Genomic DNA, 13,109 nt, shown 5'->3' with positions numbered 1-13,109 from the left:
AAGAATTGCACGCTGGAGCCTCACTGGTGCAGCAAAGCCCGCCCGCCTGACGACCTAACGTTAAGGTAAGGCCGAGGTTTCGAACAATTCAAAAAATTAATCGAAGTTACCTCTTTCTCAGTCGCGGCGTGCGATGGCCTTGACCTGATCGGAGTAGAGACGGCCAACGGGTTGTTCGGTCTCGTCCGCGAGCCGAGCGATCCATCGGCCCGACGCATTGCGGGAGAAGCCGTCGATAAAATCGCGGCGGACGATCGCCGAACGGTGGAGGCGGACGAATAGCGCGGGATCGAGCCCTTGCTCGAGCGAGGCCATGGAATGGTGGACAAGCCAACTGCGCTTGCCGACATGGAGCCGCATATAGTCGCGCTCGGCAGAAATACGGTCGATGTCGGTCGAGGCGATCCTGACCAGTCCCGACAGGTCGGATGCCCAGAACTCCTCGAGATAATCGCTCTCATCGGCTTCGGACGCTTGTTCTTCGGCTTCGGCCGTAAGCCGCGCGCGCGCGCGGTCCAGCGCTTCGCCGAGCCGCCCCGCCTCGACGGGCTTCATCACATAGTCGACGGCTGCGACCTCGAAGGCGGCGACCGCGAACTGATCGAAGGCCGTGACGAAGACGACCGCGGGGCGGGGGCGCTGCTTCGACAAGGCGCGCGCGACCTCTATGCCGTCGAGTCCCGGCATCGCGATGTCGAGCAGGACGATGTCGGGCTTGAGCGCTTCTGCCTTCTCGACTGCTTCCTCGCCGTCGGCGGCGGTGCCGGCGTGCGTGACGTCGTCGCGGCGCGCGAGGAGGGTTTCGAGGCGCTCGGCGGCGAGCGGCTCATCGTCCGCAATCAGCACCGTGAGTTTCTGGGTCATGACGAAATCTCCTCGCGAGGCATGATGAGATCCACGCGATATCCGCCCTCGACCGGACCGAAGCGGCAGTCGCCCCGGCTTCCGAAATGGGCGGCGAGACGCGCGGCGACGTTGGTGAGGCCGGTGCCGGTGCCCGCGTGCATGGGTCGGCGGTCGTCGGCGGCCTTGGGCAGGGTATTGAAGACGGAGATCCGGGCCCGACCGTCGTCGAGCGTGGTCGCGCCGATGGAGAGATGAACGGCGTCTTTGGCGCGGCTGACGCCATATTTGATGGCATTCTCGACGAGCGGCTGGAGGATGAGCGCGGGAACGGCCATTTCGGAAAGCGCGTCCGGAACGTCGATCTCGACCTCAAGGCGCTTGGGAAAGCGCTGCTGCTCGATCTGGAGGTAGAGGCGCTGAAGATCGATCTCGCGCGCGAGCGTCACGCTTTCGTTCGGATCGAGTGATAGCGAGTTGCGGAAGAAATTGGACAGCGCGATGAGCATGCTCTCGGCCTGCTCCTGTCGTCCCGTCATCACCAAGGAGGACAGGCTGTTCAACGTATTGAACAGAAAGTGCGGATTGACCTGATAGCGCAAGGCTCGGACCTGCGCGGCCTGGGCTTCGGCGCGCGCCGCGGCGAGCCGACGGCGGGTTTCGGCCACCTGTGTCGCCGACACGGCGGCGAGATAGACGGCGCTCCAGGCGGCGAAGAAGAATAGCCAGACGACCGCGGCGTCGGCAGCGGCACGCAGCTGGATGGTCTCGTTGAGTTCATCGATGCGCGGGAGGGTGAAGACCATCGGACCGTCGCCGACGTCGCCCTCGACAATGATTTCGTTGCCGCGCTGCGTGATGACCGCGCCCTCGTTGCTTTCGAAGCGCCATTCCTCCCCTTCGCCGCTGCGGGTCGGCGCCATGGCGATGATCAGGAACGCTTGCGCGATCGCCGCGAGGATCGAGGCGAGGCCCGCGATCGTGGCGCGCAGTTTCACGCTCGTGTCGTCGTCGACCGCCTGCATGACGAGGTAGATGCAGCCGGTGAGAACGATTCCCGTTCCCACCATCGGCAACCGCTGCGCGATCACGGATACGGGGTCGTCACTCAGCAGCGCGCGTCCGATGACCAACAGGCCATAGGCCAACCAGAAGGCAAGAATGCTCCCCGTCCCCAGTTTCCAATCGGAAAAGAGCGGTTTCACGGTTCCACGGTTGAGCGGCGCGTGCTGCATGGAAGGTGCGATAAGCACAAAGAGAGGAAGGTAAAAGCCTTGGCCGACGGCTTTTCGATGAATGGGCGTGTTGGCCCTGCGAGGAACGGTGCCACGAGGTGGCTCGTTGTCAAGCCAAGACATCAGCCCAGGAGACAGGATCATGCATCACGACAACGAAGCCGAACATGCTGCCAAGGACGAGCCGAGCAAGGAGATCGAGGAGGAAGTGCGCAAGCACCCGAACGATCAGGACGCCCAGGTGGATCTTGGCTCCGATGAGTCCATGGACGCCTCCGATCCGATTTCGGTAACCCGCGGCAAGGACGACAAGCCGCATCCCAATTCGGACGCGCCCAAAAAGTAGAAATGCCGCAGCTGTTGCGGTGGCGCAACGGAACGTTATCCACAGTGACCTTTTTCACGCACCCGCCGGATTAATCTCCGGCGGGTGTTTTGCTGCTTGCCTGTGCACGATCTCGCTGCCTCAATGCTTCAGGCGGGAGAGACGACGAGAACATGGTTAAGTTTTGATAAAGGACTACATGCTATCGTCGGTCTGAAGGCAAAAGGAGACTGATGACATGAGTGGGATCACGGGTGGGGGCCCGAACACGGGAACGGTTCTGATCGGGGAAATGAAGGAATTCGCTTCCTTCCCCAAGGCGACGCAGCGTTACATTCGCCGTTCGCTCGACACCGCCTTCGGGCGCAAGGACCCGGTCGATACATGGGCGCGCAGTGAGGAAGAAGCTCGCTCGATCCGCGAGCAGAAGCGCTTCTACGTCCAGCTCGACCATGTCCGCTCGGACATTCCCGACGATCATGCGATCGACATGCTCGAGCCGTTCGTCGGCATGCTGGCAACGATCAGCGCGTTCGATCTGGCCGAAGACCGGATCGACAGCTTTGCCGCCTATCGCTTTTTGTACGAGCGCCTGCTGGGCGCGGCGGTGCGCCCGTGGCTGCCCAGCGCGTTTTGCGCGGCGGCGGGACTGCCGACGCTGCACCCCGAGCGACGCCGCATTCTGCTCCAGTCGATCAGCGAGAGCGCTGCGACGGCAGCCGGATGGTCGACGCGTGAGCCGGTCTTCTGGCCCGAGTGGGTCGACAAGGTTGACCTGGAAGCGGCCTAGAGGTCGTAGATTTCGCCTAGCGCCTTGAGCGTTGTTGCGGGCGATGTGTGGAGGATGAAGCGGCCCTGGCCCTCGTTCTCCCATGTCGCCCGTTGCTTTTCCCGATCGTCGACGAGGACGTCGCCGGGCTCGGCATAGCGCCATTTATCGCGCGCCATGCAGGTGATGACCGCAAGGTCGGGAAAATGCTTTTTTGCCCAGGCGCGCTTTTGGGGTTCGGCCCATTTTCCCATCGGCAGTCCGGTGAGGATCGTCGGTTCTAGGTGCCGTACGGCATCCACCAGCTCCGCCGCGCCCGGCAACGGATCGAGATGCTCATAGAAGCCGTCGGCGCGCGCAAGCGTTTTCCAGAAGCCGCCGCGGCCTGCTTTTTTTGTGTAGGCGTCGGGATCGAGCCCCGTCAGATGACGCACGCCGCCGTCGAAATCGGCGAGGACGCCGTCGCAGTCGAGGAATAGCCGAGGCGTCATGCCACGAAACCCGGTGACGCTCCGAACGCGATCGGCGCGACGGAAGCGAAGCCGTGCTCGGCGATGAGCGTATTGCTGTCCTTCGGCGCTTTGCCACGCGCGCGGTCGAGGCTCCAGGTGCAGTGGAAAAGATTGCCGTCGGGTCGTTCCATCTCGCCGTCAACGGTCACCACAAGCGCTTCGATCCCGTCGCCCGCATCGGCATGGCCCACGACGGCAAAGCTCGCGGCTGCAGGCAGCGAGGCGCGCTTCCTGTGTCCCCACAAGGTGACATGGTGGGCGATGGTTTCCTCATAGCGAGGCGGAAAACGGCCGAGCAGGCGAGCGCGGTCGGCGGGGTCGAGGATCCAGCCGACGGGTCGCGCCATCAGGCGGCGCGCTCCCCAATCGCGGCGACGAGGTCGCGCGCATAGGCGATCAGGCTGTCGTCGCGTGCGCCCATGACGAGCACGATGTCCCCGGGGCGCGCGTCCTCGGTGATCCGCTGTGCGATGGTGTCGCGATCAGGGATGTGGTGCGCGATACTTCCAACCTGTTCGGCCAACCAGTCGCTCCCGCGTTTCCGGTCCACCGTGCCGCCGTGGTAGACGGGGTCGGGAAGATAGAGCCGGTCGGTTTCGCGCAGATGTTTGGCGAAAGTCGCTGCGAGTTCCTCGCCCATCTGCGAGAGCGGTCCATAACCGTGCGGCTGGAACATAACGAGCAGGCGACGATCGCGCGCGCGCATCGTCTTCAACGTGGCAGCCACCTTGTCGGGATTGTGGCCGAAATCATCGTAGACGGTGACGCCGCCGGCTTCGCCCACACGCTCGAGGCGGCGCTTCAATCCCGCAAAACGCGCCAGCGCCGCAGCGCCGTCGGCGAGGGATACGCCGACACGGTGGCAGGCGGCGAGCGCTGCAAGCGCATTCATCGCATTGTGGCGGCCGGGCATGGGCAGGTGAACGGCATGCGCATCGCCCTCGTTGAGGACCGTGAAGCGCACCTCCTCGTCGTGCAGTTCGAGATCGGTACCGCGATAGGCCGGGGCGTGCGCGATATCGAAGCCGAAGCCCGCTGCGTCCTCCGGCGCGATGGCGCGGCATTCTTCATCGTCGGCGTTGAAGAGCGGCTGGGCCCCCTCACGCAGGAAATCACCGAACAGGCGGCGGAGCTCCTCCATCGACTGATGGTCGAGGCTGATGTTGTTCACCAGCGCCACCGTCGGGCGGTAAAGCGCAATCGATCCGTCGCTCTCGTCGACTTCCGCGGCGAACAGATCGGGGTCGCCGACGAGGGCGCTGGCAAAGGGCGCATGAGGGCCTGCGAAATTCTTCATCACCGCGCCGTTCATGACGGTAGGGCGGCGGGCGGCTTCGTGGAGGATCCAGCCGACCATGCCGGTCACGGTGGACTTGCCGCTCGTGCCGCCAATGGCGATGCTGGTTGCGGCGGCGTTGAGCAATTCGGCGAGCAGTTCAGGGCGGGCCATGCGGGCGAGCCCCAGTTCCTTGGCGCGCACCACATCGGGCACGCTGGCCTCGACCGCCGCCGATGCGATCAGCGTCTGACCCTCGGCGAGGCCGGAGCCGTCCTGCTCGTGCAGGTCGATGCCTAGGTTGCGCAGATAATCGAACTTGGCGGCCATTCGCCCCGCGTCGAGCGAACGGTCGCTGCCCGAGACGTGCGCACCGCGCGATTTGACGATGGCGGCGAGGGGGAGCATGCCCGAACCGCCGATGCCGCAGAAAAAGTAGCTGTTGGTCATTGGCGTGTCGCTATGCCATCCGGAGGCGAACCGCAATCGGAGGACCCATGAGGATCGCCATCGTCGCGCCGAGCTGCCCGCTCGATAGGGCCGTCGTACCCATGTTGGAGGCGCGCGCTGCGGCGGCGGGCGCCGAGCTTGCGATCCACCCCCAATCGTTCATGACGCAGGGCCATTTCGCGGGGCCGGATGCGGCGCGGCTCGACGCACTGCGCCAAGTGCTGGGCGACGACAGCGTGGATGCGATATGGTGCGCGCGGGGCGGATACGGATCGAACCGGATCGCCGAGGCACTGACCAGCGATTTGCCGGAAGGCGCCCGCTCGAAGGTCGTCTTGGGTTATTCCGATTCCGGGTTTCTCCTCTCGGCGCTGCACCAGAAGGGTGTTGAGGTGGTGCACGGCCCGATGGCGCAGGACGGGCTTCGCACGGGCGGAGAAGCCGCGCTCGACCGGGCGCTCGCCTGGTTGGTCCGCCGTGATGCGGCAGCGCTGGAGCCCGACATCGCGAACGACCGGCCGACCTATGCGTTCAACCTCGAAGTCCTCGTGAGCATGCTTGGCACCCCGATCGCGCCCGATCTCGAAGGCTGCGAACTGTTGATCGAGGAAGTCGCCGAACATCTCTACGCGATCGACCGCGCGATGTTCGTGCTGACGGGTCAGGCGGTGCGTCCGGCGAGCCTGCGCCTCGGGCGCGTAAGCGCGGTACCCCATAACGAACCGGACTTCGGCGAGCAGCCCGAGGCGATCGTGCGCCACTGGTGCGCGCGGAGCGGAATAGAGTTTCGGGGGAGCGCCGATATCGGACATGATGCCGACAACCGGATCGTGCCCTTCGCGCAACGTTAGGTTTCCGAAATTCGCACAGAGAGGAAATGTTCGCATTCCCCTTGTGTGCGCTCTAAAAGCGCGCTCTATTGATCCTCTTAGTTTTTCAACAGGAGGGCCAATCAACATGGCAGAGAAGAAGAGCGGGACGGGGCGTAAAGCCGGTGGTGGACTTGCGCGGCCGGTGACCCCGTCGCCCGAACTGGCGGCGATCGTGGGACCGACCCCGCTTCCGCGCAGCGAAGTGGTTTCAAAGGTCTGGGCGCACATCAAGGCGAACGACCTGCAAAACCCTGAGAACAAGCGCGAAATCATCGCCGACGACAAGCTGCAGAAGGTCTTCGGCAAGGACCGCTGCACCATGTTCGAAATGAACAAGCACCTCTCGCGCCACCTCTCGTAGGCAAGGATGCGGCGGCTCCTCCTGGGGCCGCGGGATGAAGAGGCCGTGGAAGCAGGACGCTTCCGCGGCCTTTTTCATGCCATCCATGGACCGAAACGACTCAGCGGCAGGCGGTCCAGCCCGCGCTCCCTTCGCGCATGGCGAGGTGGAAATGGTCGGCGTGGGCAGCGTTGTAATCGGGTGAAAGCACCGAGGAGAAAAGGTCGCACGCCCCGTCGCGCACCTCTCGCAGGAAGGCCGCGTCCTCTGGCGCGCCTTGCCAATCGCCAAGAACGCTGACGCTGCGCCCGTCCACGAGCCGGAAGCCGGTGATGTCGACCGCGTCGGCCGTAGCGTGGCGCGACCAGGCCCCCTCGCTGCGCCCGTAAAGGCGTCGGCAGTTGTAACTGCCCGCGTGGCTGAAGGACGCAAGAGGGCTGGCCAGGTGGGTCTCGGCGGCGGGCGTGACGACGTCGCGTTGCCACAGGTAAAGCGCAGCGGCGGCCGGGCATGCCGTGATCAGGTCGGCGGGATTGGCATCAAGGGCGCCGACGGCGATACCATCCTCGTAGCCGCATTCGGGATTGTCGCTACGTCGCGGGGCGGCGAGGGCATCAGCGACGTCGACCTCGCGCAGGAGAGCGAGACAGGCTTGCGGATCCTCAGCGAGGTCGGCGAGCTTCTGCGCGGTGAAAGGGCCCACGGGGTCGTTCAGTGACAAGGGCGTGAAGGGAAACTTCTCGGGATGTTCGTCGACGTAGCGCTGCGCTTCCAGCCAGACGATGTAGGCGATGACCGCGGCGATCGCGAGGCCGACGAGGACCAGCAGCCCGCGCGCGCTTTGCAGTGCCCTATCGCTCGCCACGAAAGGCTTCGCGGGTGGGGACAGAGGTTACGGGGTAGCCGAGGCCTTCAGGAATGCGGATCATTTCCTCACCGTCGATCTCCTCGATCCAGGGGATGATCTTGGTCGGCGGATGCGCCGCCGCATCGGCGAAGATGGCGTCGGTACTGCCTGCCTGCGCAAGCCGTTCCAGCGTGCGCAGGGTAGGAAAGATGGCGTGGGCCTCGCCCGCGGCGATTTCGTCGAGCAGCGTCGCGGGTTCGACCCAGCGCGCCTCGGCGACTTCGCTCTCCTGTAGCGACAGATCGCTATCGCGGTCAGGCGCGTGCGCCAGGAGGAACCAGGTATCGAAGCGCCGTTTGAGGTCGAGTTCTGGCGCCCATCGCGCGAAGCGCCTCAGCGCGTTCGGCACGAACGCGAGGCGATGGCGGTCGAGAAGGTCGCGAAGCGACGCACCGGACAGCAGTTCGGCCTGCAGGCGATACGCGAGATCCTTGTCAGGCAGCGGATCGAGTCCGACGGCGAGCCCGACTTCCTCGAGCATTTCACGCACGCCCGCGACCGTGTCGGGCGGCGGCCCCTCGGGGAGCGTATCGGCAACATCGATCCGTCCTCCGGGCCAGACCCATGCATTGGCGGCAAAGGCCATCGTGCTCGTGCGCTTGACCATGAGGGTCTCCGCGCGCCCTCGGGCATTGTCGCGGACGAGGAGCAGGGTCGCAGCAGGGATTGCGGGCTTCATCCGCGTCACCATTGTCGGAGAGTGGCGTGGCGTCCAGCCTCTTTGATCGCAAGCATCTCGACACAGGACGTTCGATTGAAGTTCGCGCCGAGAATGTGTCTGCCACCACGACAAAAAAGGCCGGATGCGGCTAACGCATCCGGCCTCCTTCGTTGGTTCGATTACCGTGGAAGCCCTTAGAGGCCGACGACGTCGTCCGTTTCGGGGTCCTCGGCCATCACGTCCTCTTCACCGATTTCGGTGGAAGGCGCGGGGGCCGGCTCAACTACCGGCTGCTCGACTTCTTCGATGACACCATCGTCCATCGCTTCATCGAGGCTGGCGGCATTCTCGTCATAGCTTTCATCGACGATGGTCTCGTCGGCTTCTGCCGCTTCATCGGCCTCGTTCGCGCAAGCGGCGATGGCGAGGGTCGAAGCACCGAGAATTGCGAAGGCAATCTTTTTCATGTTTTTCTCTTTCAGAGCCTTACCGGTTGTCCGCCTCGGCGATGTCTGCAGCACGCTCAGCCTCTTCGATCTCGCGATCGAGATCGGCGGCCTGCTGCTCGAGGGCCTCGGCTTCCGCATCGGCGTCGATGGCAGGAGATGTCGCCACCTCGTCGCCAACGATTTCGACCGGATCCCCGTCCGGCGCTGCGACATCGCTGTCGACATCGTCGGACGGGTTGCAGGCGATGAGCGCAAGTGCCGAGGCACCCACAGTCGCGCGAGCGATGCGCTTCATCGTGCGGTTTTCCGGGTAAGAAACGTCGGGCGGTTCTTAGAGAACGTCGCCGTCGGCGTCTTCAGCAGCTTCTTCAGCGACTTCGCCCTGCTCTTCGACCTGTTCGGCCTGCATTTCGAGGTCTTCGGCGGCGGCTTCGTTGCCCATGTCTTCGGCCATGTCCGACTGCTCTTCGAGCGATTCGACTTCAGCGTCGGTCTGCTCTTCGACCATGTCTTCCTGGTCCTGTTCGGCGCTGCAAGCAGCGAGCGAAAGGGCGGCGGCGCCAGCGATGGCGAAAGCAATCTTCTTCATAATGATGTTCCTTGTAATGAATGGTCTCCACAGCGTCCGCCCGTTGGGGGCGTGACACCATTGAATCGCACAAACGACGATCCTCGCGCGATGGTTCCGCTTGCGGCACGAGATGTCAATGACTTGTTCTTCCGCTCGTCGCATCCTATCTGCGTATTTGCCGGTTCGCCGGCTATGTCGGTAGAGTATCGGACGGAATAAACGCATCGGACCCGGGGGGCAGTACCCCGGCGCCTCCACCACCACGGGTGAAGATTTCACCCATGCTGACGGGGGCGAAATAGGATCGACGAGCGTGGTAAAGGTCCGGTTGCCGATCGGTATGGATGCCACCGCAACGGCGCAATTTCACAAGTGCTAACGATAACGAAGCACTCGCTATTGCTGCGTAACCACACGGCTAACGCCTAAGGTTACAATGAAATAAGCGCGGTCGGACCCCACCGGGCAACAGAAGGGGATTCCAGCGGTTCGGGGGGTTTCCGGGCAACAGAAAACCCCCCATTTTTCGCTTCTTAGCCTTGCGGTCCCGCGACCGGCGATCCGGCGCCGACCCCGCGTTGCGCCTTCAATTCGTCACGGATTTCCTTGAGAAGGTCGATCTCGCTCGGACCTGCCGGTTCGGGCGCGGCCTCTTCCTCCACCTTTTGGGCTTCGATAACCTTCTTCACCCAGCGCACCATGAGGAAGATGATGAATCCCAGGATGAGAAAATTGAGGATGACGGTGAGGAACTGCCCCCAGCCGAGCACCGCGGCGCCGGCTTCCTTCAGCTCGGCATAATTCGTCATCGACCCGCTATATCCCTCGGGAACGGGTCCCAGCAGCGTGAAATAGTTCGAGAAATCGAGGCCGCCGAAGATTACGCCGACGATCGGCATGATGATGTCGTCGGTGAGCGCCTTGGTGATCAGCGCAAAGGCGCCGCCGATGATGACCGCCACCGCGAGATCGATGACGTTCCCCTTGGCGATGAACGCCTTGAAGTCCTTGAACATGATCCTGTCTCCCGTGAAGATTGTGTCCACCGCCACCTTATGTCATCGCCTCGACATTGAAAGAGGACTTTTGGCGTCCTACCTTGGTAACACACGAAGTCATACGGGGAGTTGAGCAGACATGAGCATCGTGAGGAAAACCGGCCTTCTGGTTCCGCTGGCAGCGCTCGGGCTGGCCGGTTGCGGCATCAACAGCGTGCCGACCGCCGAGGAGCAGGTGAACGCCGAATTCGGTAATCTGCAGGCTGAGTATCAACGGCGCAGCGATCTTATCGGCAATCTCGTCGAGACGGTTCAGGCTTCGGCCGACCGTGAGGAATCGACGCTCACGCAGATCACCGAGGCCCGCGCCCGCGCGACGTCGACCAGCCTGTCGCCCGAACAGCTCGACAATCCGGATGCGGTGCAGGCCTACGAGGAGGCGCAGGCGGGTCTGTCGGGAGCGCGAAGCCTCTTGGGCACGGTCATCATGGAGCGTTACCCCGAACTCCAGTCGCAGCAGCGCTACGCCGATCTGATGACGCAGCTAGAAGGGACCGAGAATTCGATCCTTGTCGCGCGCCGCGATTACAACGAGGCCGTGCGCAACTATAACACCACCATCCGCACCTTTCCCGACGCCATCGGCGCGAAAGTGATCCACGGCGCGGAGCCGAAGGTCCCCTTCGAGGCGGCAAGCGGCGCTGACGTCGCGCCGACGGTCGAGTTCGACCAGTAAGGGTGAGCGCCCGGTCCTTTTCCTCAATGCCAGCGCGAGCGAAGCAATACATCATCGCCTGGGTCGCCGCGTTACCGGCGTTCCTTGCGATGACACTTGCCTTCGCGAGCCCTGCCTCGGCGCAGGATATCGACTTCCCACCGCCGCCAGAAAACAGCTGGTTTCTCGATCAGGGCGAGTTCCTGACGGATGCGGAAGAATTGGCGCTCAACCGACGGTTGCAGGACAATTTCGAGGCGACGGGGCGAGCAATCTACGTCGTAACGTTGCAGGACCTCGATGGCTCGACGATCGAGAATTACGGCTACCAACTCGGCCGCACGTGGGGCGTGGGCGATGCGGAGGAAGACGACGGCGTCATCCTGCTGATCGCACGCGAGGAACGGCGGATGCGGATCGAGACGGGCTATGGCGCGCGCGTCTTCCTGCCCGACGTCGTCGCGGGGCGGATCATCCGCAACACGATCACCCCCGCCTTCAAGGCCGGCAATTTCGCAGGCGGAATCGGTGCCGGGCTGACGCAGATGTTCGAAAGCCTTGCCTTGTCGCCCGAGGAAGCGGCGGCGCGGGCCGATGAAATCGCGCAGGAGGAAGCGGCGCGTTCGGAGCGATCGGCCGGCCCGTCGGGCGCCTTCATTTTCATGGTCGCCGCCTTCATCGCGCTCAGCTTCCTGCGCGGCATGGGCCGTTCCGGTCGGCGCTATCGCGGTCGTGACGATGACGATCAGGATGATGACGGCAAGGGCGGCAAGCGCCGGCGCCGGCGTCGGCGGGGTGGAATGGACTCAGGCGATGTCGCGATCATGCTGTGGGGCCTCGACGCGATCTCGCGCGGGAGCCGCGGCGGCTGGGGCGGTGGCGGCGGCTTCGGTGGTGGCGGCGGTTTCGGCAGCGGCGGCGGTGGTTTTGGCGGTGGTTTCGGCGGCGGCGGCTTCGGCGGCGGCGGGGCCTCGGGAGGCTGGTAGATGATACGACTGACTCCTGAGGATCATGCGCGGGTCAGCGCCGCGATCGCCGAGGCGGAACTTAAATCTGACGGCGAGATCATTGCCGTGACCGCGCAGACGAGCGACAAGTATCACGACGCAGGGCTGCAATGGGCCATTCTCGGCACCTTCGTCCTGCTGGCACTGGCGGCGACGTTCCCGGACGCGCTGGAGGCGGTCGAGGTCGCGCTGTTCGGCGGCTGGGCGGAGCCCACGTTGCAGGCTTTGCTGACGATGCTGCTGTTCGGCGCGCTGCTGACGTTCGTCATCATCTGGCTGGCGCTGCGCTATATGCCCTTGCGGCTGCTGCTCGTGCCCGGCCCGACCAAGACGCGGCGCGTTCGGCGGCGCGCGATACAGATCTACAAGGCGGGCGCCGAGCGACGCACGATCGGGCGCACAGGCATCCTCATCTATCTGTCGATGGGCGAGCATCGCGCCGAGATCGTCCATGACGATGCGATCACCGAGGCTGTCGAACCCGAGGTGTGGGCCGAGGCCATGGCGGCCTTGCTCGTGCCGGTGAAGGAAGGCCGCGTCACCGACGGTATCTGCGCGGCGATCCACGAGATCGGGCTGGTTCTCGAGCAGCACTTCCCCAAGACAAGCGAGGATACCAACGAGATCCCCGACAAGCTGATCGAGCTTTGAACGACACGTCGGAAATCAAGTATGAGGGCGATTTCATCGTCGCGGTGAAGGAAGGGCGCTGGGAATATGTCCGCCGCGCGCGGGGGATCCGCGCGGTGGTGATCGAGGCGATCGTCGAGGGGCGGCTGCTGATCGTCGAGCAGCATCGCATCCCGATCGGGAAATCCTGTCTCGAATTGCCCGCCGGCCTTATCGGCGACGACGAGGGCGGCGAAGACGATACCGTCGAAAAAGCGGCGCGGCGCGAGCTTGAGGAGGAGACAGGCTATCAGGCTGGCAGTATCGAGATCGTCGGCGAATTCTTCTCCTCGCCGGGCCTCGTTTCGGAAAGTTTTACGGCCGTTCGCGCCCATGACTGCGTGAAGGTAGGCGAGGGCGGCGGTGTCGATAACGAGGACATCATCGTCCATGCGGTCCCGCTCGACGAGATCGAGAATTTCGTGGCGCGAAAACGCGCCGAGGGCGTCGGGGTCGACGTACGATTGATGGCGTTTCTGGCCGAAAGCCGCGCCTCTTACGCTTAGGTTC

General features: G+C 64.0%; 19 protein-coding genes and 1 other RNA gene. 9 read left to right on the top strand and 11 right to left on the bottom strand.

What is annotated here, in order from left to right; all coding sequences use genetic code 11:
• Positions 1–117: 117 nt before the first annotated feature.
• Positions 118–864 (bottom strand): LytR/AlgR family response regulator transcription factor, encoded by a 747-nt coding sequence (locus WJS89_RS03705; protein ID WP_346339573.1) that lies wholly within the window; start codon positions 862–864, stop codon positions 118–120.
• Entirely contained in the window at positions 861–2,078 is a 1,218-nt protein-coding gene (locus tag WJS89_RS03700) for a sensor histidine kinase (protein ID WP_346339572.1), read from the bottom strand. The genes WJS89_RS03705 and WJS89_RS03700 overlap by 4 nt, the downstream gene beginning before the upstream one ends.
• A 142-nt stretch (positions 2,079–2,220) precedes the next feature.
• On the opposite strand from WJS89_RS03700, the gene WJS89_RS03695 reads away from it, so the two are divergent.
• Both WJS89_RS03695 and WJS89_RS03690 read left to right on the top strand, forming a co-directional pair.
• A complete protein-coding gene (locus tag WJS89_RS03695; RefSeq protein WP_346339571.1) occupies positions 2,221–2,424 on the top strand; it encodes a hypothetical protein in 204 nt (67 codons plus the stop codon).
• A gap of 217 nt (positions 2,425–2,641) precedes the next feature.
• Positions 2,642–3,193 carry a hypothetical protein gene (locus tag WJS89_RS03690; RefSeq protein ID WP_346339570.1) on the top strand — a complete coding sequence of 184 codons (552 nt, stop codon included), beginning with the start codon at positions 2,642–2,644 and terminating at the stop codon, positions 3,191–3,193.
• On the opposite strand, the gene WJS89_RS03685 is transcribed toward WJS89_RS03690, so the two are convergent.
• From WJS89_RS03685 to WJS89_RS03675, 3 genes are read right to left on the bottom strand one after another with little or no spacing between them, the layout of a single operon-like run.
• Entirely contained in the window at positions 3,190–3,663 is a 474-nt protein-coding gene (locus WJS89_RS03685; RefSeq protein WP_346339569.1) for a 5' nucleotidase, NT5C type, read from the bottom strand. The genes WJS89_RS03690 and WJS89_RS03685 overlap by 4 nt on opposite strands.
• Complete coding sequence (locus WJS89_RS03680) at positions 3,660–4,031, bottom strand: hypothetical protein (protein ID WP_346339568.1); 372 nt, start codon at positions 4,029–4,031, stop codon at positions 3,660–3,662. Before WJS89_RS03680 ends, WJS89_RS03685 begins: the two co-directional genes overlap by 4 nt.
• Entirely contained in the window at positions 4,031–5,410 is a 1,380-nt protein-coding gene (locus tag WJS89_RS03675; protein WP_346339567.1) for a glutamate ligase domain-containing protein, read from the bottom strand. Before WJS89_RS03675 ends, WJS89_RS03680 begins: the two co-directional genes overlap by 1 nt.
• A 47-nt stretch (positions 5,411–5,457) precedes the next feature.
• Here WJS89_RS03675 and WJS89_RS03670 point away from each other — a divergent pair, with 47 nt between their 5' ends.
• Positions 5,458–6,261, top strand: coding sequence for an LD-carboxypeptidase (locus WJS89_RS03670; protein WP_346339566.1), 804 nt, complete (start codon positions 5,458–5,460; stop codon positions 6,259–6,261).
• A 106-nt stretch (positions 6,262–6,367) separates the two neighbouring features.
• Positions 6,368–6,643, top strand: a complete 276-nt coding sequence (locus WJS89_RS03665) for an SWIB/MDM2 domain-containing protein (RefSeq protein ID WP_346339565.1) — start codon at positions 6,368–6,370, stop codon at positions 6,641–6,643.
• A 100-nt stretch (positions 6,644–6,743) separates the two neighbouring features.
• Here WJS89_RS03665 and WJS89_RS03660 read toward each other — a convergent pair whose 3' ends face one another.
• From WJS89_RS03660 to WJS89_RS03640, 5 genes are all read right to left on the bottom strand, one after another.
• Positions 6,744–7,487, bottom strand: a complete 744-nt coding sequence (locus WJS89_RS03660; RefSeq protein WP_346339564.1) for an extensin-like domain-containing protein — start codon at positions 7,485–7,487, stop codon at positions 6,744–6,746.
• Entirely contained in the window at positions 7,474–8,208 is a 735-nt protein-coding gene (locus WJS89_RS03655; RefSeq protein ID WP_346339563.1) for an NUDIX hydrolase, read from the bottom strand. Before WJS89_RS03655 ends, WJS89_RS03660 begins: the two co-directional genes overlap by 14 nt.
• A gap of 176 nt (positions 8,209–8,384) precedes the next feature.
• The gene (locus WJS89_RS03650) at positions 8,385–8,657 is read right to left on the bottom strand and encodes a hypothetical protein (protein WP_346339562.1); all 273 of its coding nucleotides are present in this window, start codon (positions 8,655–8,657) and stop codon (positions 8,385–8,387) included.
• 19 nt (positions 8,658–8,676) lie between these two features.
• A complete protein-coding gene (locus WJS89_RS03645; protein WP_346339561.1) occupies positions 8,677–8,934 on the bottom strand; it encodes a hypothetical protein in 258 nt (85 codons plus the stop codon).
• Between the two features lie 36 nt (positions 8,935–8,970).
• On the bottom strand, positions 8,971–9,228 hold the full coding sequence (locus tag WJS89_RS03640; protein ID WP_346339560.1) for a hypothetical protein: 258 nt from the start codon (positions 9,226–9,228) through the stop codon (positions 8,971–8,973).
• 119 nt (positions 9,229–9,347) lie between these two features.
• On the opposite strand from WJS89_RS03640, the gene ssrA reads away from it, so the two are divergent.
• Positions 9,348–9,693: a transfer-messenger RNA gene (gene ssrA / locus WJS89_RS03635) on the top strand.
• Between the two features lie 50 nt (positions 9,694–9,743).
• Here ssrA and mscL read toward each other — a convergent pair.
• Positions 9,744–10,226, bottom strand: coding sequence for a large conductance mechanosensitive channel protein MscL (gene mscL, locus WJS89_RS03630; protein ID WP_346339559.1), 483 nt, complete (start codon positions 10,224–10,226; stop codon positions 9,744–9,746).
• 121 nt (positions 10,227–10,347) lie between these two features.
• On the opposite strand from mscL, the gene WJS89_RS03625 reads away from it, so the two are divergent.
• The 4 genes from WJS89_RS03625 to WJS89_RS03610 all read left to right on the top strand — a co-directional run bounded on the left by WJS89_RS03625 (position 10,348) and on the right by WJS89_RS03610 (position 13,105).
• Positions 10,348–10,944: a LemA family protein gene (locus tag WJS89_RS03625; protein WP_346339558.1), complete on the top strand. Its 597-nt coding sequence runs from the start codon at positions 10,348–10,350 to the stop codon at positions 10,942–10,944.
• A gap of 89 nt (positions 10,945–11,033) precedes the next feature.
• Complete coding sequence (locus WJS89_RS03620) at positions 11,034–11,909, top strand: TPM domain-containing protein (protein ID WP_346339557.1); 876 nt, start codon at positions 11,034–11,036, stop codon at positions 11,907–11,909.
• Positions 11,910–12,581, top strand: a complete 672-nt coding sequence (locus WJS89_RS03615; protein WP_346339556.1) for a TPM domain-containing protein — start codon at positions 11,910–11,912, stop codon at positions 12,579–12,581.
• Entirely contained in the window at positions 12,578–13,105 is a 528-nt protein-coding gene (locus tag WJS89_RS03610) for an NUDIX hydrolase (RefSeq protein WP_346339555.1), read from the top strand. Before WJS89_RS03615 ends, WJS89_RS03610 begins: the two co-directional genes overlap by 4 nt.
• Positions 13,106–13,109 lie beyond the last annotated feature (4 nt).

The organism is Sphingomicrobium aquimarinum, assembly GCF_039655735.1.
GTDB lineage: Bacteria > Pseudomonadota > Alphaproteobacteria > Sphingomonadales > Sphingomonadaceae > Sphingomicrobium > Sphingomicrobium aquimarinum.
Note: the sequence above shows the minus strand (reverse complement) of the source record. Positions and strands in the feature narration are given on the sequence as shown.